Annotated in this window: 15 protein-coding genes; 9 read left to right on the forward strand and 6 right to left on the reverse strand. The window is 71.0% G+C overall.

Translation table 11 applies throughout. The features are described from left to right. A partial coding sequence (locus Val02_RS23445) for a hypothetical protein (RefSeq protein ID WP_203901334.1) occupies nt 1-199 on the forward strand: 199 nt, incomplete at its 5' end. A 987-nt stretch (nt 200-1186) separates the two neighbouring features. On the opposite strand, the gene Val02_RS23450 is transcribed toward Val02_RS23445, so the two are convergent. Further along, complete coding sequence (locus Val02_RS23450) at nt 1187-1420, reverse strand: alpha/beta fold hydrolase family protein (RefSeq protein WP_203901335.1); 234 nt, start codon at nt 1418-1420, stop codon at nt 1187-1189. A 593-nt stretch (nt 1421-2013) separates the two neighbouring features. On the opposite strand from Val02_RS23450, the gene Val02_RS23455 reads away from it, so the two are divergent. The 6 genes from Val02_RS23455 (at nt 2014) to Val02_RS23480 (ending at nt 17189) form a co-directional block, all read left to right on the forward strand. Next, nucleotides 2014-8724 carry a type I polyketide synthase gene (locus Val02_RS23455; RefSeq protein ID WP_239153282.1) on the forward strand — a complete coding sequence of 2237 codons (6711 nt, stop codon included), beginning with the start codon at nt 2014-2016 and terminating at the stop codon, nt 8722-8724. A gap of 7 nt (nt 8725-8731) precedes the next feature. Next, nucleotides 8732-13303: a type I polyketide synthase gene (locus Val02_RS23460; RefSeq protein WP_203901337.1), complete on the forward strand. Its 4572-nt coding sequence runs from the start codon at nt 8732-8734 to the stop codon at nt 13301-13303. Between the two features lie 109 nt (nt 13304-13412). Continuing rightward, on the forward strand, nt 13413-13727 hold the full coding sequence (locus tag Val02_RS23465; protein WP_203901338.1) for an acyl carrier protein: 315 nt from the start codon (nt 13413-13415) through the stop codon (nt 13725-13727). Further along, on the forward strand, nt 13724-14482 hold the full coding sequence (locus Val02_RS23470; protein WP_203901339.1) for an alpha/beta fold hydrolase: 759 nt from the start codon (nt 13724-13726) through the stop codon (nt 14480-14482). The genes Val02_RS23465 and Val02_RS23470 overlap by 4 nt, the downstream gene beginning before the upstream one ends. Then, complete coding sequence (locus Val02_RS23475) at nt 14479-15423, forward strand: sulfotransferase domain-containing protein (protein ID WP_239153283.1); 945 nt, start codon at nt 14479-14481, stop codon at nt 15421-15423. Before Val02_RS23470 ends, Val02_RS23475 begins: the two co-directional genes overlap by 4 nt. A gap of 71 nt (nt 15424-15494) precedes the next feature. Continuing rightward, nucleotides 15495-17189 (forward strand): hypothetical protein, encoded by a 1695-nt coding sequence (locus Val02_RS23480; protein WP_239153284.1) that lies wholly within the window; start codon nt 15495-15497, stop codon nt 17187-17189. A gap of 906 nt (nt 17190-18095) precedes the next feature. Here Val02_RS23480 and Val02_RS23485 read toward each other — a convergent pair. Together Val02_RS23485 and Val02_RS23490 are read right to left on the reverse strand one after the other, a co-directional pair. After that, the gene (locus Val02_RS23485) at nt 18096-19874 is read right to left on the reverse strand and encodes a sialidase family protein (protein WP_203901340.1); all 1779 of its coding nucleotides are present in this window, start codon (nt 19872-19874) and stop codon (nt 18096-18098) included. 185 nt (nt 19875-20059) lie between these two features. Further along, on the reverse strand, nt 20060-21373 hold the full coding sequence (locus Val02_RS23490; protein WP_203901341.1) for a hypothetical protein: 1314 nt from the start codon (nt 21371-21373) through the stop codon (nt 20060-20062). A 116-nt stretch (nt 21374-21489) separates the two neighbouring features. On the opposite strand from Val02_RS23490, the gene Val02_RS23495 reads away from it, so the two are divergent. Both Val02_RS23495 and Val02_RS23500 read left to right on the forward strand, forming a co-directional pair. Continuing rightward, nucleotides 21490-22665, forward strand: coding sequence for a caspase, EACC1-associated type (locus Val02_RS23495; RefSeq protein ID WP_203901342.1), 1176 nt, complete (start codon nt 21490-21492; stop codon nt 22663-22665). A 69-nt stretch (nt 22666-22734) separates the two neighbouring features. Continuing rightward, a complete protein-coding gene (locus tag Val02_RS23500) occupies nt 22735-23856 on the forward strand; it encodes a nucleotide disphospho-sugar-binding domain-containing protein (RefSeq protein ID WP_203901343.1) in 1122 nt (373 codons plus the stop codon). Nucleotides 23857-23865: 9 nt separating this feature from the next. Here the strand turns inward: Val02_RS23500 and Val02_RS23505 are convergent, their stop codons facing one another. Genes Val02_RS23505 through metX form a run of 3 tightly spaced genes read right to left on the reverse strand, consistent with a single transcriptional unit; the run spans nt 23866 to nt 26854 of the window. After that, the gene (locus tag Val02_RS23505) at nt 23866-24354 is read right to left on the reverse strand and encodes a CoA-binding protein (RefSeq protein WP_239153285.1); all 489 of its coding nucleotides are present in this window, start codon (nt 24352-24354) and stop codon (nt 23866-23868) included. Continuing rightward, nucleotides 24351-25676: an O-acetylhomoserine aminocarboxypropyltransferase/cysteine synthase family protein gene (locus tag Val02_RS23510; RefSeq protein WP_203901344.1), complete on the reverse strand. Its 1326-nt coding sequence runs from the start codon at nt 25674-25676 to the stop codon at nt 24351-24353. Before Val02_RS23510 ends, Val02_RS23505 begins: the two co-directional genes overlap by 4 nt. Beyond that, complete coding sequence (metX, locus tag Val02_RS23515; RefSeq protein WP_203901345.1) at nt 25673-26854, reverse strand: homoserine O-acetyltransferase MetX; 1182 nt, start codon at nt 26852-26854, stop codon at nt 25673-25675. Before metX ends, Val02_RS23510 begins: the two co-directional genes overlap by 4 nt. Nucleotides 26855-26900 lie beyond the last annotated feature (46 nt).

Raw genomic sequence — 26900 nt, forward strand, 5'->3', positions numbered from 1 at the left:
GGACAACCTCTCCGTGCGGTTGGCGGGTCTGGGGCGGCGAGAGCCGGCGCTGGCCGCGATCGAGGAAGCCGTCACCACTCGGCGGCGGCTGGCCACCCGGTGGCCCGACGTCTACCAACAAGACCTGCACGAATCCCTCGAGTACCTCGCCGAGCTGACCTCCGACAGACCGCCAGAAGCAGCGAACCCGACCAGGTAATGGACCGTTATTTGGTACACAGAGGGGACTACGACCGTCATGGCCCCCCACCAGCCACTGCGCGACTCCGACACGTTATCTGGTACATCTACGACTGCTCGTAGATCGCGGCGCGTCTTGAGCGATCACCAGCAGGCTGTCCGGCGGCAGTCCTCCGAGGCCGCGCACTGATCACATGTATGGAGATGCACTCCTGAAAGCCTTTATGCGGGCCCAATTTGCGCTGTCATCGGAAGAGTGATCGACCCTCGTTCGCGGACGCGGTACAGGTGCACAGACAGTGATGGAGCAGGCGGTCAAGGAGCTGTCCCTGCTTCGGCCCATGGTCAACAAGTGGCGCTCGTTCGTACAAACATTCACGCGGCGGCGGTGGGCGAGGTGGGCTCCCAAGGAGGCGAACCTCCGGCTCTCGTTGTCGCGAACGAAATCACGGCCTGCTCGCTCTCGCGCTCGGTACCATCTTCTTCCTGATCGCACGGCACCGCGCTGCGTTGGACCACGCGCTTTCCACGACGGCCGTGCTGGGCTGCGCGCCGAGTTGACCGCGGCGGTGGGCACGCCACGAATCGTGATCGTCGTGGGCCGGACCCGTCCCGGGCCCACCGGACGCTGGCCAAGGCGACGAACGCGGCCGTCACCGCTGCGGGCCCCTATCACCGGGCAGGACTGTGTCTGGTACCGCGTCGTGTGGTGGCGCGGCGGTCCCGGATCGAGCGATCGGACGCGCAGCGCATACCGCTCGTCGGAGCCGTTCACCGTGGCCGACTTCACCGGCGCGGTCCAGGTCGCCGCCGGGCTCGCCGACCGGTACCTGTTCGAGGACGACCGGCTGACCCGACAGTCCGGGCGGCGACGATGAACCGGTTCCGCGCGCACCGCGGTCGCCGTCACGTCGCACGGCTTCGACCTGTACGCCAAGCGGGGAACGGTGCCGTTCAAAGTGCCGCTGACGGTGCCAGCGCGGGGGCTGGTCTGCGCCTGTTTCGGTCAGCTGCCCACAGGCGACAACGGGCAGCGATGGCGGCTGCTCACGGTGCCGGCTCGGCACCGAGGGCCCTCGCGCAGGATCGTGCCGGTCTGCCCGGGACTCTCCAACGGCCAGAAGTGCCCGCCGTCGACGTAGCGGACCTGGACGCGGGCCGCATGGGGGATGCGTTCGGCGGCGTCGGTGAAGAACTCGCGGGGCTGGGTCCGGGAGTTCCAGCCCTGGACGATGGTCACCGGGCAGCGCCAGCGGGGAATCAGCTATGCATACGACGGCGTGCGTAGTTCATCTTCTGCCGCTGCTCACGCGTTTCCCGTCGCTGCCCCCGTGCGATCCGCGACAAGTTCAGAATCGTGACTGTTCATAGCAAGGAGAGCTGGGTCATCGGCGCCGACAAGTGGCGCAACCCCGACGAGGGCCTGACCTCCGACTTCGAAGCCCAGCGCTGGGAACCCGTCTTGGCTGGAGATCTGCCCCGGCGCCGTCCCCTACATCAGCGGCCAGCCCACTACGACAACGGCCAGACGTGCTCCCTCGCCGGCGCCAACGGGCCGCGCCGGCGAAATTTCATATCTCTCCGATAGAAAATATCGAGGCCGACCGGCCGGTCGGTTTTTAGCATCCATGTTCTTCAATAGCAGAGGAACGCTTAACCGGCCGGTAACAGGGCGCCCCTACGGTATCGGCGAACGCGAGATCGATTCACATCTATCAAGTATGGATTTGTGGATCGGTCGGTTTTCACCGCAGGCCGCCTACGTCCGGGGGTCCGATGACTGCCGTCCACGTTTCGACCGACCTCGTGATCGCCATCCCACCGGGTAGCGGGATGGAACCCAGTCCACGTCTCGTCGCCGCCGCGCGATCCGGTGGCGCCTCAGCCGTACTCGACCTGTCCAGCGGGGAGAACGCGCTCACCGCGCTGACCGAGCTTGCCACCGGCCCGATCGGAGTACGGGTACCGGCCGGCTGCCCGATCACATGGTCCGACGTGCAACGCGCCGCCACCGGACAGGTCAACCTGGTCATACTGTCGCCCGACAGTCCCTGGCGGATATCCGATACGGCCGGGCGGTGCCGCGTTCTCGTCGAGGTGACCGGCCACGACGACGCACGCGCCGCGGTCGCGGCCGGAGCTCACGGGTTGATCGCACGTGGCGCCGAATCAGGCGGACGGGTCAGTGACCTCAGCGCGTTCGTCCTGATGCAGCAGCTCATCGCCGACGCCGCGCTGGCGGTGCCGGTGTGGGTGGCCGGCGGCATCGGCCCACGCACCGCGGTCGCCTGCATCGTCGGCGGTGCCGCCGGTGTCGTGCTGGACAGCCAGCTCGCGCTGATGCCCGAGTGCGATCTTCCCGACGACGTGCTCGCCGCCATCCGCCGTATGGACGGTTCCGAGACCGTGCTCCTCGATCGGGAACGCGGCCTGCCGGTAGAGGGCGAACTGGTTCCGGTGGGACAGGACGGCTGGTTGGCGACCACGTTCGCGCGGCGGTGGCGCGACACCCGCACCGCGGTCCGCGCGGTCCGCGCCGCCATGCTCGGCGCGCTGGACGACGGAGACGCCGGGCGGATGCTCGCACCGGGCGCGCCGCTGGCCCGGTCGTTGGGCATGCGGATTCCGGTGGCGCAGGGCCCGATGACGCGGGTGAGCGACGTGGCACCGTTCGCTGCGGCGGTCGCGGCCGACGGCGCGCTGCCGTTCACCGCCCTCGCCCTCGCCGACGCCGCGCAGTCCCGCCGCATGCTCACCGAGACCTCTGCCGCCCTGGGTGAGGCGCCGTGGGGGGTCGGCGTGCTCGGCTTCGCACCCGAGGACCTGCGTTCGGCACAGATCGAGCTCATCCGGGAGGTCCGGCCGCGGTGCGTCATCATCGCCGGTGGCCGGCCGGCGCAGGCACAGTCGTTGGAGGCCGACGGCATCGCCACCTTCCTGCACGTCCCCTCGGCGGGTCTGCTCCGGCAGTTCCTGCGAGCCGGGTCGCGTCGCTTCGTCTTCGAGGGCGCCGAGTGTGGCGGGCATGTCGGGCCGCGCACCAGTTTCCCGTTGTGGGAGGCGCAGTCGATGGTGCTGGAGGAGTTCCTCGACAGTCAGGTGGCCGGAACGGCCGAGGCGGTGCAGGTCTTCTTCGCGGGCGGCATCCACGACGCCAGATCCGCCGCGATGGTCGCCGCGATGGCGGCACCGCTGGTTCGCCGTGGTGTCCAGGTCGGTGTCCTGATGGGCACCGCGTACCTGTTCACCCGCGAGGCGGTGGAGTGCGGCGCGGTGCAGCCGCTGTTCCAGCGGACGGCGCTTCAGGCGACCCGCACGGCGTTGCTGGAAACCGCCCCGGGCCACGCGACCCGCTGTGTGCACAGCCCGTTCGTCGACGACTTTCACCGGTTGCGCCGCGACCTGGAGACGGCCGGTGTGGAGAACCGGCAGGTCTGGGAACACCTGGAGATGCTCAACGTCGGCCGGCTGCGCATCGCCAGCAAGGGACTGCGTCGCGACGGCGGCACCACCGTCGCGGTGGACGAGTCGGTGCAGCACAGCGAGGGCCTGTTCATGGCGGGCCAGGTCGCGGTGCTGCGGGACGAGCCGACCGGCATCTGCGACCTGCACGCCGCTGTCACCACCGCTGCGGCGGACTTCCACGAGCGACAGGTCGCGGCCCTGCGCGACACACTGCTCCCGGCGGAGCCGGTCGAGGCGGCACCCCCGCCGTTGGACATCGCGATCGTCGGTATGGCGTGCGTGTTCCCCGACTCGCCGGATCTGGCCGCGTACTGGGAGACCATCCTGGCCGGCCGGGACGCGATCACCGAGGTGCCGCCGGACCGGTGGGACGCCGAGCGCTTCTACGCACCCGAGGTGGGCCCCGGCGAGGCCGGCCGGATCAGCGTCTCCAAGTGGGGCGGCTTCATCGACCCGGTGCCGTTCGACGCGATCCGCTACGGCATCCCGCCCGCGGCTCTGGCCAGCATCGACCCGACCCAGCTCATCGCGCTGGAGATGTCGCACCGGGCGCTGGTCGACGCCGGCTACCCCTACGACGCGCCGGAGGTCGACCACAGCCGCACCGGCGTGATCTTCGGCGCCGAGTCCGGCAGCGACATGGCCAACGCGCAGGCGCTGCGCACATTGCTGCCGGCGTATGTCGGCGAGGTTCCCGAGGAACTGGACGAGCAACTGCCCCGCGTCACCGAGGACTCGTTCCCGGGAATCCTCGCCAACGTCATCGCGGGCCGGGTCGCCAACCGCCTCGACCTCGGCGGACCCAACATGACCGTCGACGCAGCCTGCGCCTCGTCGCTGGCCGCGCTCGACGCGGCCTGCAAGGAACTCGCGGCCGGCAGCAGCGACATGATGATCTGCGGCGGGGCCGACCTGCACAACGGCATCGCCGACTATGTGATGTTCACGTCGGCGCACGCGCTGTCGCCGACCGGCCGCTGCCGGACCTTCGACAGCACCGGCGACGGCATCGCCCTCGGCGAAGGCGTCGCGACCCTGGTACTCAAGCGTCTCGCCGACGCCGAACGCGACGGTGACCGGATCTACGCGGTCATCAAGGGCCTCGGCGCGTCGAGCGACGGCCGTGCGCTCGGCCTGACCGCGCCACGCCCGGCCGGGCAGCGCCGGGCACTGGAGCGGGCCTACGCACGCAGCGGCATCTCCCCGCGTCAGGTCGAACTCGTCGAGGCGCACGGCACCGGCACGGTAGTCGGAGACCGCACCGAACTGGAGGCCTTGACCCGACTGTTCCTGGACGACCGCGCCATGCCCGGCACCTGTGCGCTGGGCTCGGTCAAGTCGCAGATCGGGCACACCAAATGCGCCGCCGGACTCGCCGGTGTGATCAAGGCGGTGATGGCGCTGCACACCGGGGTCAAGCCGCCGACCAGCAACCTCAGCCGCCCCAATCCCGCCTGGGATCCGCGGCACAGCCCGTTCGCGTTCAACACCGAGGCGCGGCCCTGGCTGACTCCGCCCGAGCGGCGCTACGCCGGGGTCAGCGCGTTCGGCTTCGGCGGCACCAACTACCACGTTGTCCTGGCCGCCCACCCGGGGACGCCGCCACAGCGCCACGCGCGCGACGCGTGGCCGGCGGAACTGTTCTGCTTCCGTGGTGCCGACCGGTCCGCGGCGCACAACGCCGTCCGCACGTTCATCCAGCGCGCCGAGGGACGGACCCGGCCGCTGCGCGACCTCGCCGCCACGCTCGCCCGCGGGTCGGACCGCCGCAGCGGGCCGGTACAGGTGGCGGTCGTCGCCAGGGACGTCGACGAACTGCTGCGGCTGCTGCACCGGGCGCTGGCCGGCGAACACGCGCCCACGGACGGGCTCATCCAGCCGGCCACGAAGCCGGCGGGCAAGGTCGCGTTCCTTTTCCCCGGGCAGGGCAGCCAGCGTCCCGGTGCGCTGTCCGACCTGTTCGTCACGTTCCCTGAGGTGCGGCGCTATCTCCAGCTCGGGCGTGAGTGGGCCGACGCGCTGTTGCCGCCCACCGCGTTCGACCCGGAACTGGCCCGCGCGCAGGAGGACCGGGTACGCGACACCCGCATCGCCCAACCGGCACTCGGCATCGGCGGCCTGGCGGTGCACCATCTGCTGGGCCGACTCGGGATCCGGCCGGACCTGGCCGGTGGCCACAGCTACGGCGAACTGGTGGCGTTGTGCGTCGCCGGCGCCCTCGACCCCGCGACGCTTCTCGCGCTCAGCCGCGAGCGGGCCGCCTCGATCCTCGCCGCCACCGGTGACGATCCGGGCACGATGGCCGCGGTCAGCGCGACCCCCGACCAGGTGAGCGAGGTGCTGGCCGGCAGCGGGCTGGACGACGAGGTGGTCCTGGCCAACCACAACGGGCCGACCCAGGTGGTGATCTCCGGGCCGACCCGGCCGGTCCGTGCGGCGATCGCCGCCCTGAAGGCGGCCGGGTTGTCCGCCCGGCTCCTGCCGGTGGCGTGCGCGTTCCACAGCCCGGTCGTCGCCGGCGGCGGCGGACGCTTCGCCGCGGTGCTGGCCGCGCAGCCGGTTTCCGCGCCCCGCATCCCGGTGTGGGCGAACCGGACCGCCGCACCGTACGAACCCGACGCGGCCGCCGTCCGGTCCGAGCTGGCCGCCCAGATCGGCGCACCGGTGCGCTTCGTGGACCAGATCGAGGCCATGTACGCCGACGGCGCGCGCGTCTTCGTCGAGGCCGGCCCGGGCCAGGTGCTCACCAAGCTGGTCCGCTCTGTCCTCGGCGACCGGCCGCACCTCGCGGTGGCCTGTGACGGGCGCCCCGGCGAGGGCCTGCGCGCATTCCTCACCGCGATCGCCGAACTGGCCTGCGCTGGCCTGCCGGTGCGACCCGGGTGGCTGGTCCACGGCCGCGAAACGGCGGACAGCACGGTCTCCGAGCCGCCCGGTCGTCCACTGTGGACGGTTGACGGCCAGCTCGTGCGCGACAGCAACGGTGAGTGCCTTTCGGGCGGCATGAGGCCCCCTCGACGCATCAAGGAGTGGTCGATGAACGACGGATCCACGCCCGCCGGCCGCGACAGCCGGGACGAACTGCTGAGCGAGTTCCTGCGCACCAACCGGGAGATGATCGCCTCCCAGCGGGACATCCTGCTCGCGTACTTCGGCGGCGGAGGACATTTCGTCTGGCAACCCGCGCCGGCGCAGACGCTGCCGGCGGTCCAGGCCTCGCTCGCGACGGTCGTCGCCGAGCCGGTCCTGCCGGTTCCGGTCTCGCCGGCGGTCGCTGCGGTGGCCCCGCTCGATCCCTCGCCGGCGCGTGCGGGCACGGCGATGGTCCGGGCCACCCTGGACTTCCAGGGTGCGGTCCTCGCGGTGATCAGCGAACGGACCGGATACCCGCAGGACCTGATCGACCTGGACCTGGACCTGGAGGCCGATCTCAGCGTCGATTCCATCAAACGGGCCGAGGTGGCCGGCGAGGTAGCCGCGCGACTGGAGCTCACCGCCGAGGGTGATGAGGCAGAGCTGGAGGAACTCGTCAAGGCGCGCACCGTGCGCGCGATGGTGGCCTGGCTCGACGAGAAGGTGGCCGGTGCGAGCGCGCAGCCGGTCAACGGCAGCGGCATCACGTCGTTAGAGGCACAGCCGGACTCGACCGGCCCGCCGCCGGAGTACGCCGGCATCGCGCCCACCCGGCTGGTGCCGACACTGAAAGCGCTCGGCGACACCCCGACCCGGACGCCGGAGGCGCTCGCCGCAACGGTGTTCGCCGTCACCGCCGACCCGGCGGCGCAGTCCCTGGCCGACCTGCTCACCGCGCACGGCGCCGAGGTACGCGTGATCGACGCCGGCGACACCGCGGCCGTCGCCGGCGTGGACGGCCTGATCCTGCTCGGCGGCGCGGCGGTCCTGCCCGAGGCGTTCCCGCTCGCCAAGAGCGCGCTGACCGGCGGAGCCCGGTGGCTGCTGGCGGCCGCCGACAGCACGTCGGAGGCCGGCCACGGCCTGCGGGGATTCTTCCGCACGCTCAGCCGGGAGTACCCGCAGTGCACCGCCCGGCTCGTGATCGCCGACGGCGACATCGCCGGCCAGGTCCTCGACGAGCTGCTCAGCGGCGGGGACGAACCGGTAGTGGTCCGCAGCGGCGGCCTCCGCCACGGGTACGCGCTGGTGCCGGAGGCGCTCGGCGCGCTCGCCACCGGTGGTGCCGGCCCGGCCGGCGACGGTGCGGCCGAGGCACGCGCCGTGGGGCTGGACCGCGACTCGGTCGTCGTTCTCTTCGGTGGAGCGCGGGGCATCACACCCTGGTTCGCCCGCGCACTCGCCGCCGCAAGCGGCTGCCGTATCGAACTGGTCGGTCGCACGCCGCTGCCGAGCGGGCCGCCGGACCCCTCGCTCGCGGGACTCGACGGCACCGCACTGCGGGCTGAGCTCGCCGGGCGAGGGATGCGTTCGCCCGCCGACATCGAGCGGGCCGCGCGCGCCCTGCTCGCCGGGCGCGAGGTGGAGGCCACCGTTCGGGAACTGCGCGACCTCGGCAGCGAGGTGCGCTACCACGCGGTGGACGTGCGCGACGGGAACGCGGTGCGCCAACTGCTCACGTCGGTGCACGGCGCACACGGCCGGATCGACGGCGTGATCTACGCGGCCGGCGTCATCGAGGACAAGCTCGTCGCCGACAAGACTCCCGAATCGTTCGCCCGCGTCTTCGACACCAAGGTCGAAGGTGCGCGGGCTGTGCTCCACGGGCTTCCCGGCGGCCCCCGGTTCGTGGTGCTGTTCGGCAGCATCGCCGCCACGTTCGGCAACCGGGGACAAGTCGACTACGCCGCCGCCAACGACGCGCTCGAGGCGATGGGTGCGCGCTGGGCGGAAGCGACCGGCAACCGGTGCCTCACCGTCCACTGGGGACCGTGGGCGCCCGGCCCCGGGCACGGCGGGATGGTCACGGCGGAACTGAGCAAGGAGTACGCCCGCCGCGGCATCAAAATGATCGATCCTGAGGAGGGCGCGCTGTGCCTGCTGAACGAGCTGGCGTGGGGGGACCCGTCCACCACCGCCGTCGTCTACACGGCTTCCGGTTGGTGAGGCACCGGTGGCCGATGTGACAGGACACCGGATCGCCATCGTCGGAATGGCCGCGCTGCTGCCCTCGGCGGGCTCACTCGAGGAGTACTGGCGCAACCTCGTCGACGGTGTGGACGCCATCAGCGAGGTGCCGCCGAACCGGTGGGATCCCGCCTTCTACGACCCGGACGAGGCGCACCTGCCCGACCGTTTGTACTGCCGGCGCGGCGGCTTCGTCGACGACCTCGCCACGTTCGACCCCCTCAAGTTCGGCATCATGCCGGCGTCGGTCGGCGACATCGATCCGGACCAGCTCATCGCGTTGCAGGTGGCGGCCGCGGCCATCGACGACGCGGGCGGGCCGCAGCGGCTGCCGACCGGCGACCGGGTCGGCGTCATCATCGGCCGTGGCGGCACGCTCAGCCCGGCACAGGCCCGCTACGCCACGCGGGTGCGGGTACCCACCCAGCTCGTGGAGGTTCTGCGCGAGGTGCTGCCGGACGTCGACCCGGACCGTATCGACCTCGTGCGGCGGCGGTTCGCCGAACGGCTCGGCCGCCACCAGCCGGAGGGCACCATCGGCATCGTCCCCAACCTGGCCGCCTCCCGGATAGCCAACCGGCTCAACCTACGCGGCCCGGCATACACGGTGGACGCGGCCTGTGCCTCGTCGCTTCTCGCCGTGGACCAGGCCATCTCCGAACTGAACAGCGGGCGGCTGGACACGGTACTCGCCGGCGGCGTGCACCACAGTCACGACATCACCTTCTGGTCGGTGTTCAGCCAGCTCGGTGCCCTGTCCCGGCAGGGTCGGATCCGCCCCTTCGACAGCGGCGCGGACGGGCTGCTCATCGGCGAAGGCACCGGCATCGTCGTGCTCAAACGCATGGCGGACGCGCTGCGTGACGGCGACCGGGTGTACGCGGTGATCCGCGGCAGCGGCACCTCCAGCGACGGGCGCGCGGCCAGCATGTTCAACCCGGCCACGGCCGGCCAGGTGCTGGCCATCCGGCGGGCCTGGGCCGCGGCCGGCCTGGACCCGGCGGCACCCGACGCCCTCGGCCTGCTGGAGGCGCACGGCACCGCGACCCACGCCGGCGACACGGCCGAACTCGCCACCGTCGCCGAGGTCTTCGGCCCGCACCGGGGCGGCCCGCGGCCGGTGATCGGGTCGGTCAAGTCGATGATCGGGCACGCCATGCCGGCCGCCGGCGTCGCGGGGCTCATCAAGGCGGCGCTGGCGGTGTACCGGGGTGTCCTGCTGCCCACGCTGCACTGTGACGACCCGCGCCCGGAACTGGCGCGCACCCGCTTCACGCCGATCGCCACCGCACGGCCCTGGGAGTCCGACGGGCCGCGACGCGCCGGCGTCAACGCGTTCGGCTTCGGCGGTATCAACGCCCATCTCGTGATCGAGCAGGCACCACAGAGCGCGGACAGCCACGGAACCGCTCCCGTCGGGCCCGTGCGTGGGCTCGAGGTCGACGAGCCGGACGAGGTTCTCTGGCTGGGCGCGCCCGACCGGGCAGCGCTCGCCGGGTTGCTCGACGGCGACGACGCGGCGGTGCGGGCCGCCGGTGCCGCGCGGGCCCGTCGCCACGGCACTCCCGTGACCGGCGAGCGGTGCCGGCTCGGCGTGGTCGGGCCCGACGCGCGGCGGCTGGCCGTCGCCCGCCGCGCCGTCGCGACGGGTGCGCCGTGGCGTGGCGCCCGGGACGTCTGGTTCAGCCCCGATCCACTGCTCGGTGGAACGTCCGGTGGCCGGCTGGCGTTCGTCTTCCCCGGGCTGGAGGCGGAGTTCCGGCCCCGGACCGGTGACCTGGCCGCCCACTTCGGACTCGCCGACCGGGACTGGTCGGCGATCGGCGTGGGCCACCACGGCGCCGGCGTGGTCCAGCTGGGCCTGATGCTCGACGAGGCGCTCGGACGCATCGGGGTACGACCGGACACCGCCGCCGGTTACAGCATCGGCGAGTGGACCGCGTCCCTCACCTGCGGCCAGGTCGGCATGCCGTCGATCGACGGGTTCCTCACCGCGTTCGACGCGGACTCGGTCGAGGGAGCCGGCTGCGCCTTCGTCGCCGTCGGCGCTGCCGCCGCCAAGGTGGCACCCCTGCTCGACGGGTACCCCGACGTGGTGCTGTCGCACGACAACACGCCTTCCCAGTGCGTCGTCAACGGGCCGGAGTCCCAGGTGGACGCTCTGATCCCGGAACTGCGCCGCAGGAATCTCCTGTGCCAGAAGCTGCCGTTTCGTTCGGCGGCCCACACCCCACGCTTCGCCTCGGGGCTGCGAGCGGTCGGCGACGCACTGCGGGGTGCGGACCTGCGCACACCGCGGGTGCCGGTCTGGTCGGCGACGATCGCGGCGCCGTTTCCCACCGACGCCGATCTGGCGCACGGGCTGTTCGTCCGGCACATGCTGGAGCCGGTCCGCTTCCGCGAACTGGTCGAGGCGATGTACGCGGCGGGTGTGCGGGTGTTCCTCCAGGTCGGGACCGGCCAGCTGGCCTCGCTCATCGGCGACAACCTGCGTGGGCGCGAACACCTCGCCATACCGGTCAACGTGGCGCACCGCAGCGGTCTCAACCAGTTGCGGCGGGTCGCCACCGCGCTGTGGGTGGAGGGCGGCACGCCGGACCTCGGCGCGGTTCTCCCGAAAAAAGCCCGGCAGGGGCCTGAGCGCACGGGTCCGACCCTCAAGCTCGACCTCGGCGGCTCCCTGATCCGGCTCGGCGAAGGGGCCGATACGCTCCTTCGCCCCGCCCCACGCGCAATGGCGGCGACGCCCGCCATGCCCGCGGCACCTGCCGCACCGGCCCCGGTCGCGGGTAACGGTACGAGGCCGGACGCCGCCGACACGCTGCACACCCTCAACCGGCTCGCCGTGCAGTCCAGCGCGGCGGCGGAGCTGGCGGCGCTGCTGCGCGAGACCGCGGACAACGCCGTCACCGTGCTGGAAACCGCGCGGCAATCAGGAGGCACACCACCGACGGCCGTCGCACCGGCAGCTACGGCCCCCCCGACCCGGCCGGCGGCGCCCGCGCCGTCGCCGGCCGGGCCCTACCGCACGACACTCCAGGTCAGCGTCGAAACTATGCCGTACCTGCGCGACCACTGCTTCTTCGTGATGCCCCGGGACTGGCCGCACATCGTCGACCGGTGGCCGGTGGTGCCCGCGACCGCGGTTGTGCAGCACATGATCGACGCCGTCCGGCGGGCGGTGCCGGGGCAGCGCGTGATCGGCGTGCGCGACGCCCGGTTCAACCGCTGGATCATCGCCGCACCACCGCAACAGATCGAGATCACCGTGACGCCGACGGTGGCCGGCAGCCACACCGTCCAGTTCGGACCGTTCGCGCGCGCCACCGTCGACGTCGCCGCCGACTATCCGGCGCAGCGCCCGGAAATCTGGCGGCACGACCCCGCCACCGAACGACCGACCCCGATTCCGGCGGACCGGATGTACACGGATCGGCTGCTCTTCCACGGTCCGCTCTTCCAAGCCGTCACGACCGTGCACGCGCTCGGCGACCGGCACGCTCGTGGCCTGCTGACCACCCCGACCCCGCCCGGCGCGTTGCTTGACAACGCGCTCCAACTGATCGGCAACTGGCTCTTCGCCACCCAGTCGTACCGCACGGTCGCGCTGCCGGTGGGCCTCGGCCACGTCCGGTTCTTCGGCCCGCAACCGCCCGCCGGCACACCGGTCGAATGCGTCGTACGGATCCGCTCGATCGACGACACGCAGCTCGTCGCGGACGCCCAGCTCGAGGCCGGCGGGCAGGTGTGGGCGCAGATCGAGGGTGCTGTCGACCGCCGGTTCGACAGCCAGCACACGGTCAAACTGGCCGAACGCTTTCCCGAGCGGCACGCGATGTCGCTGCGGCAGCCGGAGGGCTGGACGATGGCGTTCGACTACTGGACCGACCTCGTCACCCAGGGCATGACCGCGCGGGCCGTCCTCGGCGACGCCGCCTACGCCGACTATGAGCGGCAGCCGCCCGCGCGTCGCAAGCAGTGGCTCCTCGGCCGGATCGCGGTCAAGGACGCGGTGCGCTTCGGGCTGTGGGACGACGGCCACACCGAGGTCTACCCGGTCGAGCTGACGGTCACCAACGATCCGAACGGACGGCCCCGGATGCGCACGTCGGCGCTGCGCGACTACCGGGACTTCGGCGTCTCCCTGGCACACACCGGGGAGATCGGGGTAGCCATCGCCAAAGCGCGCGAGCGGGGCACCGGGCCGGACGCACCCGGCGTGGGCATCGACGTCGCGGAGATCACCGAGCGGCCGGAGAGCACCGTCCACTTCGCACTGTCCACTGTGGAGAGACGGCTGTTGGCGTCGATCGGCGGCGACGCGACGGAGTGGTTCACCCGATTCTGGGTGGCCAAGGAGGCCGCCGGAAAGGCTGAGGGCACCGGGCTCGACGGCGACCCGCGGCGGCTCGCCGTCGTCGCGGCAACTCCCGAGGCGCTCACCGTCGAGGTCGCCGGCCGGGTCTACCGGGTCGACCAACGCATCGTGAACAACCCCGAGAACCTCCCGCCGCGGCAGTACGTCGTCGGGTGGACATGGGGACCGGAGACGCCGTGAGCAGCAAGGACCGCAGCTTGCGAGGACCGCTGTCGCGAACCGAGGGAGACACCGTGAGCAGCAAGGACCGCAGCTTGCGAGGACCGCTGTCGCGAACTGAGGAGACACCGTGAGCAGTGGGAGGGAACACGAGATGGGTGCGGATCAGGCCAGCGTCCTCGCGGAGATCACCGGCATGTTGCGGGCGGTCCTCGGGGCAGCCGCCGTCGGCGAGGACATCACGACGGACACCACGTTCGGGCACGACCTGGAGATGGAGAGCATCGACGTCGTCGCGCTCGCCGGCCGGTTGCAGGCCCGCTACGGCGACACGGTCAACCTCGCGCAATTTCTCGCCGGGCTCGACCTGGAGTCGGTGCGCGATCTGAAGGTCGGGCAACTCGTCGAGTTCATCGCGGACGCGCGGCGCGAGGTCGCGGCGTGAGCGTCGTGCACGCGAACGGGATCGCCATGCACACGGCGCAGTTGGTGCCGACAACCGGCGACCCCGAACCACCCACCGCGGTGATGATCCACGGGATGGCCGGCGACTCATTGGCGAGTTGGTACCTGACGCTCGCTGCGCCGGTCGGCGCCGCCGGGCTGCGGGTACTCATGTACGACCTGCGCGGCCACGGCCGCAGCGAACGCCCTCCGACCGGGTACGCATTGCACGACTTCGTCGACGACCTGCACGCGCTACTGCGCAAACTCGACGTCCGGCGGCCGGTACACCTGCTCGGCAACTCGTTCGGCGGCACGATCGCGTTCAGCTACGCGATCCGCCACCCGGATGCGGTGGCCTCGCTGACCGCCGTCGAGTCCGCACCCCCTACCACCGCCTGGTTCCAACGGATCGCGCTGCGGCTGAACACCGTCCACAGCGTGACGAACCCCGGCCGGCGAGCGGCCGCGGCCCGCGCGTTCGTCGAGGCGACCAGCGTGGCGCGCGACCTGCCGGCCAGCCCGCTGCCCGGTGATCAGGCGATCGCCGCCATCTCCTGTCCGGTGCTGTGCGTCTACGGCGGAACCTCGCGGATGCGCGACCTCACACCGCAGGTGCGGCGGCTGCTACCGCACGCCGAGGTGGCGGTCGTACCCGACGTGGGGCACTCACTGCTCATCACCCGACCGGCGGCCGTACGCGAACTGGTCGTGCCCTGGCTGCTGCACCACACCCCGAAGGAGGCGGTCTCGTGAACCCGCAGATACCCGGACGCGCACTCATCATCAGCACCGGCCGATGCGGATCGACCCTGTTGTCCGACCTCATCCACGAGCACGCCGAAACGCTGTCGGTACAGGAGTTCTTCATGTCGGCCTCGGTGCTGACGAAGGACGACCGGATCGTCTCCGGCGACGAGTACTGGGGCCTGCTCAGCAGTCCCCGGCCCGACCTGTCCGCGCTGTTTCGCATCGGGATGGCGCCCAAGGAGGTGCGCTACCCGCTCGACGGCCGGTGGGGCGCCGACCTCACCACGCTGCCGTGGATCCTCGCGATCACCCTGTCGAAGATCACGCCCGACCCGGACGCGCTCTTCGAGGCGCTCGCCGCACGGGTGCCGACGTTCCCGCGCCAGCGCCAGTCACGCCACCACCAGATGTTCCTCGATCTGCTCGCCACGTTGACCGGCAAGCGCCGCTGGGTGGAACGCTCCGGCGGAACGAGCTATGTGGCGCCGTACCTGCTGCGCAACTACCCCACCGCGAAGATCGTGTACCTGACCCGGAACTGGGAGGACACCGCACAGTCGATGAGCCGGCACCCGTCGTTCCAACTCATCCAGCTGCGCGTGGAGTCGATCGGCCTGCACGGCGTGGATCCGTTCCGGATCGCGCCCGGCGACCCGGTTCCGGAGCAGATGGAGCGGTTCCTTCCCGAGCGGCTGACCGCTGACGCGCTACGTGAACGCGGCTCCGACGTTCGGCGCTATCTCGGCCTGTGCGCGTTCATGACCGCCCAGGCCGACCAGGCGCTGCACGACTCCCGCCCCGAGCACCTGCTGACAATGCGTTATGAGGACCTCGTCGAGGACTCCACGGCGGAACTGACCCGGTTGGGGCGGTTCCTGGAACTCGAAGACGCCGACGAGTGGGCGGGCAGGATGGCCGGTCGGGTCGGCGTCCCGGTACGTGCCTGACCCGCCAGATACGCAGCCCCCAGATACGTAGCCCGCCGGACAGGCGCCAGATCCGAGATGGAGCGTCCTCGATGAGATTGCTAGCGGCGGCCGCGGCCGCCCTACTGCTCGCGCCGTTCGTCGCCACACCGGCGCACGCCGCGGGCCGGCCGCCGGAGTTCCGGCACGAACTGCTCGCCAAAGCCCAGCCGGACGAGTGCTTCAACGGGGTCGGCCAGCCCTATCCGGCCGGGCCGCCGTGCACCGCCGGCCAGGCCAAGGTCAACCAGGCGTACGTGTGGGGAACCGCGCTGGCGGGCAACCGCCTGTGGTTCGGCACCGGCGCCAACCTGCACTGCCTGACCAGCGGGCGCACGCTCGACTTCAAGGAGCCGACGCTCAACGACGACTGGGTCTGCGAGTACGGCCGTAGCCAGATCGCCCAGCGCAACCCCAACCTGCCGCACTACCTCGGCGACCACCGCATGCCGCGCCTGTACATGTACGACGTGCGGAACAGGAGTCTGACCGAGAAGACCTCGGCGGTGACCGCGACCCCCGCCGGTCTCCAGATGTTGCAGGCCACGGCCGGCATCCGCTCGGCCGGCACCCACCGGGGCGTGGTGTTCTTCGCCGGCCCGTCGATCAGCGCCACGATGAACATGTTCGCCTTCGACGCGGACACCGGCGCCTATCTCGGCGCGAAGAACTTCACCGGGTACGGCAACATCCGCCACTTCCTGGTCGCCGACGGCGCCCTGTACGCCGGGGTCGGTGTCGGTGCCAACGGCAGCCTCGGTGGGCACGTGCTGCGCTGGGTCGGCAGCAAGGCCGACCCGTTCGCATTCGTGTCGGTGGCGAACCTGACCGCGCAGGCTGCCGACCTTGCCTTCCACGACGGGCGGGTGTTCGTGACCACATGGCCGGCCTCCGCCGCGGCGGGTGCCGCCGACGAGGAGACCTCGGGTGAGGCGCCGAGCCCGCTCGCGGCCGTGTGGATGAGCCCGAGGTTGTCGACCGGTGCTCCGGGGCTCGACCCCGCCGACGCCGACGGGTGGCAGCAGGTGTGGTCGGTGACCGAGTACGAGCCCGACCTCGTCACGTCCCACACCTATGCGCTGGGCGGGCTCGCGTCCTACGGCGGTTACCTCTACTGGGGAACGATGCACGTGCCGCTGAAGGCCACCACCGCGCACCTGGAACTGTATCCACCGAAGGACGAGGCGGGCACCCGCGCCACGATCGAGAACACCCAGCGGGCGACTGTCATCTTCCGCGGCAAGGACTTCGGCAGTTCCCGAGAAAGGACGGAACTGTTGTACGGCGCGGCACAACTGCCCGCGTACGACCCGGCGGCGGCGGGCGGCGCCGGGGCCTGGAACCCGGTGGCGACCGGTTACACCCCGAAGTACGGTTCCGCCGGTTTCGGGGAACCCTTCCTCAACTACACCTGGAAGATGGTGGTCAGCGCCGGGAAACTGTTCGTCGGCACGATGGACTGGAGCTATTTGGCCAAGGAGTTGCAGACCCCGTTGACCGGCATCAATATCGACCCGGCGAAGTTCGGCGGCGACCTGTACGTGTTCGACTCGACCACGCGGCCCGCACGGGCGGTCGACAAGACCGGCCTCGGCAACTACCTCAACTACGGCGTCCGCAACATGGTCGCCGACGGATCGACGCTCTACCTCGGCATGGCCGACCCGATGAACCTGCGGACCGACCCGGACGACGACGTTCCCCAAGGCGGCTGGGAACTGGTCAAGTTGACCGTCGACTGCAGATAGGGGCCTCCGCCGGCGCGCCGCGACGCCGGGCGTGGCCGCCCAGAACTGGTGGCGCAGATCGTCGAACTCGACCGCGAGCTTGACGATCTGCGCGGCTCTACCCAGTAGCAGACCCACACCGCCCGGCGGCGGTGGTGGAAGAAACCCCCGCCTGCGCGGGGCACCCGAACGCGGTGACGACCGCGGACCTGTACGTCCACGGCGAACCGCGTGACGCCTTGCCGGCGTCGACCCGTGGTAGGTGCGTCAATCCGGGCCGGTCGTCAGCGGCGGGACACCGACACTCGAGCGGATGAAACGACAGTAGGCAACGAAAAGGTCGAGCTTCTTCTGCGACGGCTCACGGACGACCGGCACGAGTGGCATGTTCATGGTCACGGCGCTTGCCGCGGCCGACACGTACTCACGAACCACCCCCGCATGCGCGGGGAGCACACTTCTTGACCTGCGGTGCCGTAGACCAACATCCGCATTTCTGATCGGATGCTGCCTTCGGTCCCGGAACTCACCCGTCAACGGTCGCCTCGCGGCCCGGCATGGGCGCGCTAATGCCGGATTCGATGCCAGACGCCTCCAGGGTGAGTGCCCGACTTGGTTGGCGCAAGCGAATGTCGGCCCCCGTTTACCCCCCGAAAGCTCCTGGCGATAGCTGAAAATCAGTGACAAGCGATGGCTATCGACGGACGGGCAGATCCGCACCTCGTGGACGTCGTAACCCTCGGCGCCTTCCGCCACGGCGTATGCCGCCAAGTCATCGACACTCCCGCCCACCGGCCAGCCGTCGACCCCACTCATCACCCGACCAGTCTCGTCCATCCTGATCGGCTGCGCTTTCCGCGAGCAGCGTGCAGCTCGATGAGCTCGCGTTGTTCGCTGGCACGCCTTTTGCGGCGCATGTCTGATCGGTCAGAAAAGGGCGAAGATGGCCTGGGTGTACGCGTCCTGGTTGGGGGTGTTGACGCCGGGCCGGCCGCGGAAGTCGACCCAGCATGGATGGATCTTGAAGTCGGTACCCATGGCGATGCCCGTGTAGTCGCCGATGAATACACCCTGGATCAGGCTGCCGTCCGGGCGGGTCGAGGTGAATTGGATCCGCGGGTCCTGCGATTCGGTGGTGATCCGCCGCAGCGGGGCCCCGTCTACGTGTCGCCCCCAGCCGACCGAGTACGCGTAGTCGACCTTGAACCCGTCCGGGTCGAAGGCGCGGGTGTAGTACGACACGGCGACCCTCGTCGAGACAACGGCGATCGCCGGGAAGAACTCGTCGGCGCCGGAGCCGACCCGCCATGTCGGCGAGAACGACCGTCCGCCCTGCGCCTGTATGACGAACACGTCCACGTTGGTCCGGATCGACGCACCCTCCGGGCTGTACTGACCGTTGCGGTCGTCGGCCCAGGTGATCCACAGCTGGTCGGTGAGGCGGTCGTAGGCCGTCAGCGGGAAGCTGTTGAGGCGGAAGTTCTGGCCGGTCAATGTCGCCGGTATGTCGTGGTTGAGGGCGACCTCGCGGTTGGTGAACGTCCTCCCGCCGTCGCGTGAGGTAGCGAGCACGATCGCATTGTGGTCCTCGACGTCGGTGCAGTCGACGGTCGCGCAGACCGACGCCTCGTACGCCACGTACACACTGCCGTCCCGTCCGACCTGCGGGTTCGAGCCCTGGGCGTAGGAGGTGATACCACCGGTGAATCCGGAAAGGCTCGGTGAGATGCGTTGCGGCGCCGAGAAGCGGCGGCCGAAGTCGGTCGACTTGGACACCACGATCGGCGACTCCAGGTAGCCGCTGTCGCCGTACGTGAACCTGGTCCACGTCACGTACACCGTTCCGCTGTACGGGTCGGCGGTGATCCATTCCTTGTCGTTGAAGACGGACGCCCGGGCCGGCGCGCCGTCGGGCCGAACCCCGTCGACCTGCAGGATCACCGGCTGGCCCCACGTCAGCCCGCCGTCGCGGGAGACCGACACGGTGATGCCGCTCGCCGACTGCGAACCGTCGGCCGGGACGACGCGGCTGTACACCAGGTTCGCGTAGTACACGGTGTTTCCGGGGCCGAAGGCCAGCGCGGGATCGCCCGCACCGTCCATATAGCCGAGGGCTCCCACGCCGCCGCTCTGCAGGGTCAGCCCGGGCAGCCGAAAGTTTTTCCAGGTCCGACCGCCGTCGAAGGACGTGTAGCCCCAGCCCGAACTGTCGTTGCGGCCGGTGCGCGGGTTGAAGTCGCGGTAGTCGTTCGCAGCGGCCACGAGGTGACGCGGGTTGTGCGGGTTGACCACGATCGTGGTCTCGTTCTGCGCCGTCGGACACCCGGTGGCGGTGCCGGTCCTGGTCACGCCGTCATTGTTGATTTGGTTGACGTTCGGCGCCGGGTTCCGGTACGGATTCGGTTGACCGAGGAAGGCCGCGCACAGGGCCGCCGGCGGATCGGCCTCCGTGGCCGGTCCGCCGCGGCGACTGGTCGCATATCGCTCCTTGAGCAGCGGATTCGGCACGCGATGCGCGCCTGCGCCGAGGGCTTGGCCGCCGGGCACCGTCACCTGTTGTGGGACATCGGCGACCTGTGGGACATCGGCGACCGGTCCGCCGCCCGGCCGGGCCATGGCCGGGGTGCCCGGGCTGATCTGGATGAGCAGCGCTGCCAGAACGGCGAACGCGACACCGGTGCCACGGTTGCTACGCACGGATCGCATCAGGGCCCCTCACTGTCGAACGGTGGGTACAGAGCGATTCGATCAAATCACAACCTTCGATACCCCGGGTTCGACCCTTTCATCGCCCCGCGCTGTGCACGCCACCTCCGGCAGAAGGGGACTTCCCGGACCGGCGGTTGACCGGCGGCGTCGTAGGGGACGATGGCTCTCCGTTTCTCGCCACGTCAGCTCGGGCTGAGGCGTGCGGCCGCCACGCTTCGGATCTCCTCTTCTTCGATGGGGTCGTCGCGTAGCTCGGTCAGCCAGCGGTGGGCGTCGTCGGTGAGCGGGGTGTGCGCAGCGGCCAGCAGTCGCACCTGGGGCTCGCAGTCGAGCAGGTGGATCGGCAGCAGAGCCATCGTGCGGTTCGGGTCGAGCAGCAGCAGGCTGCGCAGGTAGCTGGCCCGTTCGTAGGAATGTGGCGAGGCAACCGTCAGCCACTTCAGTCGGCGCACCAGCTTGGTCCGGGCGTCGGTGTGGGTGGCCGACGGCGAGCCGGCAAGGATCCGGGCGAGGCCTTCGGTCAGCACGTCGTAGCCGCACCAGTCGTCGGCGCACAGATCAAGAGCGGCGAGCAGCACCGGGATGTCCTGCTCGTCGCCGTGTGCGGCGAGCAGGTGCGGGGCGTCGCGGAACAGTGGGTGGTCGGGATCGGCGGCCCAGGCTCGGGCCGGCGGGGTGACCTGGGGGCCGAGTGCGCGCAGCGCACCGAACAGGCCGGCCGGGCGTGCGGGTGCCAGCCGGTCGACGAGGTCGAGTATCTCCGGTATCGGGCGTCCCTGGTGCCGGATCCGCCCGAGAACCAGATTGAGGGTGCCGGTGTCGGTGCTCGTGTGCAGGAGCGCCAGCAGTTGCGCGTCGGAGGCGGTGGCCAGGTCGGTGCGGTGAGCGCGGGCCGCCGGGCGGCAGCGGACGGCGGAGGCGAGGGCCGCGTCGAGGCGGCGGTCGCGGCCGCGCCAGGATCGCCACGGCTGTTCGTCGGGCCACAACTCGGCCGGATCCGCGGCGTCGATGCGCCCGGCCGCGGTCTCCCACAGGTCGTCCCACCACTCGACGGGCCACTGGTCGGCAAGCGCGGTCAGGGCATCGAGCCAACGCACGCCTTCACGCACGTAGCCGCGCAGCGCCGCGCGGGGTTGCTCCTCGCCGGCACGGGCCAGCGTTGCCAAGATGCCGACGGCAAGGTCGAACTGGTTGTCGTCGTCGGTGGGATCCGGCTGCAGCCCGAGGTAGGGGCCGCAGGCGCGCAGCTGCGCGACCAGCGGAGCGGGATCGAGGCGTAGGTCACGCAGCAGCCGGGCCAGATAGGTGCAGCGAGCGTCGACCTGCCAGTCCCACCGGGCGTCGCGGCCGGTGCACTCATAGACGAGCCGAGCGTCTTCGGGCCGGTCACGCAGCCGGGCGACCGCGAGGCCGCGGCCTCTCTGCAGTGCGCCGCGCAGGCTGCGATGGGGCGCGTAGTGCCAGCTGTGGGGGCAGTCCCCGCTTTCACAGGTCATCACAGCAAGCATGGAGCCGATCGGATGTCCTGCTCCACCGGTTATCGCGCGTTCAGTACGGTGCTGTGAGCGAGCGGGCCGCCCGCCGGCGAGCCGACGCTGGCTAGAGTGCGGGGATGATCCGCCTCCCGGATCCGACCCGTTCCTACGCGGTGCTCGTCGGTGTGTGGTCCTACGAGGCCGACACCGTCCTGGATCTGCCCGCCGTGCAGAACAATCTCACCGCGCTGCGCACCGTCCTCACCGATCCCGGCCGCACGGCACTTCCGCCGGAACGGTGCGTCGTCGTCCGTAACCCCCGCGACGCGCGCACGGTCTTCCGGCAGCTGCGCCGGCACGCCGACGCCGCCGAGGACACCCTGCTCTTCTACTACGCCGGCCACGGGTTCACCGGCGACCGCAACGAGCTGTACCTGAGCCTCACCGACACGGATCCGGACGAGCTGCCGGTGAGCGCCATCGCCTACGACGTGATCCGCCAACTGGTCGGCGCCAGCCCGGCGAGCAACCGGATCGTCGTGCTGGACACCTGCTTCTCCGGGCTGGCCGTGCGGGACATGGCCGGCGGCACCACGGCCGCGGTGCTCGGCCAGGTCGGCATCGAGGGCAGCTACACCCTCACCGCCACCGAGCGCAACGCCCCGGCACTCGCGCCCGCCGGTTCCCGGTACACGGCGTTCACCGGTGAACTCCTGCAGTTGCTCATCGGCGGCGTGCCCGAGGGTCCGGAGCTGCTGACGTTCGGCGAGATCTTCCGGCACCTGTACGCCGCCATGCTCGCCAAGGGGCTGCCGGTCCCGGGTCAGCGGGGCACGGGCACGATCGACCGGCTCGCGCTGACCCGCAACGGCTGGCAGCGGCGTTCCGCACCGCGCCGGCCGGGTCCGGGCGGGCTGCGGATGCGCCGGGTCGTCTTCGACGGGATCGTGGCGCACTGCCTCGCGACGCACCCGAAGGTGGCGTGCGGGCTGGTCGCCGGCCCGGCGGGCTCGTCCAGCGCGGAGCGGTTCGTCCCGATGTGGAACCCCGCGGCCGGCACGAACTTCTGGCAGTTCGACGGGACCCAGCAACTGGCCGTCTACCGGGAGATGGAGGACAACGACGAGTACGCGGTCGCGATCTACTACTCGGCGACCGCCGCCGCGGCGTATCCGTCCGGGACCACCGTCAGGCACGCCGATCCCGAGAGTCTCTACGTGATCGTGTCGACCCGGGATCCGGACGCGGTCGAGGTCCGCGCGTACCGGATCCGCGACGACGCGGTGACGGAGATTCCGATCGAACTGGTCTGAGCCTAGGGAAATCACCCGAAGCCGCCCCGTGAGCAGCGGCCTCGACGGAGATCGTCCTTACGGTGGGGTGTGCGTGTCCTCTTCTCGGCGCCCCCGTCCACCGGTCACCTGCTGCCGGCGCTGCCCACCCTGCAGGCGTTGCGCGCGGCCGGCCACGACGTGCTGGTGGCGGCGTACGGCGCCGACCCGCAGCGGTACCTCGGCCTGGGCCTGTCCGTCGTCGACGTGAGCGACGGCACGACCCTGTGGGAGATGTACGAACGGCACGCCCCCGGCCGGCGCCACGGCAACCCCGGCGACACGCCGGAGGAGATCTACCGCACGCCGGCGATCGCCAACGCGGCCCTGTGCCGCCGCACCGTCGACCCGCTGCTCGATCTGGTGCGCCAGTGGCGCGCCGACATCCTGCTGTACGACCCGTTCCAGGGGGCGCTGCCGCTGATCTCCGCCGTGACCGGCATCCCGGCGGTGGAGCACCAGTTCGGGCCGCTGAGCGGCCGGGTGATGAGCCGGCTGCTGGCCGGGCACCTGGCCGACCTGTACCGGCGGCACGACGTGGCCGGACCGCCCGCCGCGCTCAGCGTGGAGATCGTGCCGCCGAGCCTGCGCGCGCCCGAGCCGCACGCGCTGCAGACCCGCTACGTGTCGCCGCACGGTTCGGCGGTGCTGCCGCGCGAACTGGCCGCGCCGTCGTCGCGGCGGCGGGTGCTGCTGAGCTTCGGCACCGCCATCCGCCCGGACCGGCGCGACGCCCGGTTCGCGGCGCTGCTGCCCGTGCTCGCCGAGGTCGACGCGGAGTTCCTGCTGCCGGCGGCCGACACCGCGGCGGTCGGGGCGGTGCCGGACAACGTGCGGCCGCTGCCGTGGGCGCCGCTGGCCGAACTCCTGCGCCACTGCGCCGGCATCATCCACCACGGCGGCGCCGGCACCCTGATGAGCGCCGTGGCGGCCGCCGTGCCGCAGCTGATCGTGCCGAACGGCGGCGACCAGTTCCACAACGCGCGGGTGGCCGTCGAACGCGGGTTCGCGCTGAGCGTCGACGAGGTCGAGAAGGTCGACGCCGCCCTGATCGACCGGCTGCTCGGCGACGAACGACTCCTGGCGGGCGCGCTCACCCTGCAGGGCGAGAACGCCGCACAGCCCCCTCCGGCCGCCCTGGTCGAGCGGCTGGAGCGGGTGGCGCGCAGGTAGCGGCGCCCGCTACTGCAGGCCGGTACGCACCGACGTGATGCGGCGGGTGTTGAAGCCCAGCCAGTTCATCCGCCCCACGTACCGGGCGTGCTCGATCTTCAGGCACCGGTCCACCACGACGGCCAGCCCGCCCTCCTCCGCGATCCGGTTGCCTTCCTCGTTCACCACCCCGAACTGGCACCACAGCGCACCGGCGCCGACCTCGACCGCTTCCCGGGCGATCCCCGGCAGCGCGTCCGGCGCCCGGAACACGTTCACGATGTCGATCTTCTCGGGCACGTCGCGCAGAGACGGGTAGCTGGTCTCGCCGAGGATCTGCGTCTCGCGCGGGTTCACCGGGATCACGCGGTAGTGGTGCCGCTGGAGGTAGTAGCCCACGAAGTAGCTGGCCCGCAGGGCGTTGCCGGACAGGCCGACGACCGCGACGGTCCGCGCGGTGTGGATCACCCGTTGGATCGTGGCCGCGTCCTGGTACCGGCTCAGATCGGTCACGGTCATGCCCTCCCGTCGGACGCGGCGACCTTGGCGAAGCCCTGCCGCAGGTCCCAGATGAGATCGTCGATCGACTCGGTGCCCACGGACAGCCGAACGGTACCCGGCGCGACACCGGCCGCGCGCAGTTCCTCGTCGCCGAGTTGCCGGTGCGTGGTGCTGGCCGGGTGGATGATCAGGCTCTTGGCGTCGCCGACGTTGGCCAGGTGGGACCAGAGGGTGACGCCCCGGATGAGGTCCTGGCCGCCGGTGCGCCCGCCCGCGCAGTCGAACGAGAACACCGCCCCCGCGCCGCGCGGCAGGTACTTCTCCACCAGCGGCCGGTACCTGCTGTCCGGCAGGCCGGGGTAGGTCACATTCGAAGCCAGCTCGTGGTCCCGCAAGAAAGAGGCCACCGCCAACGCGTTCGAAACGTGGCGTTCCATGCGCAGGGACAGCGTCTCCAGCCCCTGCAGGAAGAGGAACGCGTTGAACGGCGACAGCGCCCCGCCGAGGTCGCGCAGCGTCTCCGCGCGCAGCTTCATCAGGTACCCGTACGTCCCGAACGTCTCGTGGAAGCGCAGCCCGTGATACGCCGGCGACGGGTCGGCGATCACCGGGAAGCGGCCGTTCGACCAGTCGAACGTGCCCGCCTCGACCACGACGCCGCCGATGCTGGTGCCGTGCCCGCCGATGAACTTCGTCGCCGAGTGGATGACGATGTCGGCGCCCCAATCGATCGGCCGGCACAGGTACGGCGTCGCGAACGTGTTGTCCACGAGCAGCGGGATCCGGTGCTCGTGCGCGATCGTCGCCACGGTCTCGATGTCCAGCACGTTCCCGGAGGGATTGCCGATCGTCTCGGCGAAGAACGCCTTCGTCTCCGGTCGCACGGCCGCCCGCCACGCCTCCGGATCGTCGGGGTCCACCCAGGTAAGCGCCACGTTCATCTTGCGCAGCAGGTGCTTGAACTGGTTGACCGTGCCGCCGTACAGCGCCCCGGAGGAGACCACGTGGTCGCCGGGCTGCAGCAGGGTGAACAGCGCGGCCGCCTGGGCGGCGATCCCGGAGGAGAAGGCGACCGCACCCATCCCGCCCTCCAGGTTGGCGACCCGTTCCTCGAAGACGGCGACGGTCGGGTTCATGATGCGCGAGTACGTGTTGCCGTACTCCTGCAGGTTGAAGTAGGCGGCCGCCGACTCGGGGTCCTCGAAGACGTAGCTGGTGGTCTGGAAGATCGGCACCGCGCGGGCACCCGTGTTCGGGTCGGGCCGCTGCCCGGCGTGCAACTGCCGGGTCTCGAACCCGAACTCCCGGTCTTCCTCGGTGCGGAACGGTTCCTCGGTCACGAAGTCCCCTCGTGGAGAAAGTGTCGGACGATGGGAATCTGGCGGGCCTCTTCGAGCAGGAAACAATCATGCCCGTACGGCGCGTCGATGACGTGCGACTCGACCGGTTTGCCGAGCAGCCGCAGCGCGGCCTCGATCTCCCTCGACGCCACCGGCGGATACAGCCAGTCCGAGCTGAACGACAGCAGCAGCGTGCGCGCCGCGACCCGTTCCAGGGCGCGCACCAGCGAACCGCCGCCGTGCTGGCGGGCCAGGTCGAAGTAGGTCAGCGCGCGGGACAGGTACAGGTAGGTGTTGGCGTCGAAGCGGCGGGTGAACGAGTCGGCCTGGTGGCGCAGGTAGTTCTCGATCTCGAACTCGGGCTCGGTGACGGTGTAGCGGATGTCGTCGGCGTACTGCAGCCGCCGCGCGAACTTGTCCTCCAGCGCCTGCGCGGACAGGTAGGTGATGTGCCCGACCATCCGGCCCACGCCCATGCCGCCCGCCGGGGTCCGGCCGGTGCCGTAGTAGTGGCCGCCCTGCCAGGCCGGGTCGCGCAGGATGGCCTCGCGGGCGATGGCGTTCCAGGCGATGCCCTGCGGGTGCAGCGCGTGCGTGGAGGCGATCACGACCGCGTTGTCCACCCGGTCGGGGTAGCGCACCGCCCACTCCAGGGCCTGCATGCCGCCGAGGGAGCCGCCGGCGACGGCCGCGAGCCGTTCGATGCCGAGCGCGTCGAGGAACGCCCGCTGCGTGCGCACCATGTCGGTGACGGTGATGACCGGGAAGTCGGAGCCGTACGGCCGGCCGGTCGCCGGATCGGCCGAGGACGGGCCGGTGGTGCCCCGGCAGCCGCCGAGCAGGTTGGTGGAGACGACGTGGTACCGGTCGGTGTCGAACGCCTTCCCCGGCCCGATCATCCCGTCCCACCAGCCGAGGCCCTTACCGGCGGTGCCGTCCCGGTCGTCGGCGGCGAACCCGTCGCGGGTGCTCGCCTCCGGCGCCGTGGCGGAGCGCCCCGCCGCGTGGGCGTCGCCGCTGAGCGCGTGGCACACCAGGATCACGTTGTCCCGGGCGGGGGAGAGGGCGCCGTAGGTCTCGTACGCCACGCGGACCCGGTCGAGTGTCCGACCGCATTCCAGCTTCAGCGGCTGTGGCAGGTCGAGATACTGAGTCTCGACAGTGCCGACAGAAGTCATGGCCACCCCCTTCTTCCTGCGGTAATGTCTACCACCCCGATGGGAG

Source organism: Virgisporangium aliadipatigenens (genome assembly GCF_016863615.1).
Classification (GTDB): Bacteria; Actinomycetota; Actinomycetes; order Mycobacteriales; family Micromonosporaceae; genus Virgisporangium; species Virgisporangium aliadipatigenens.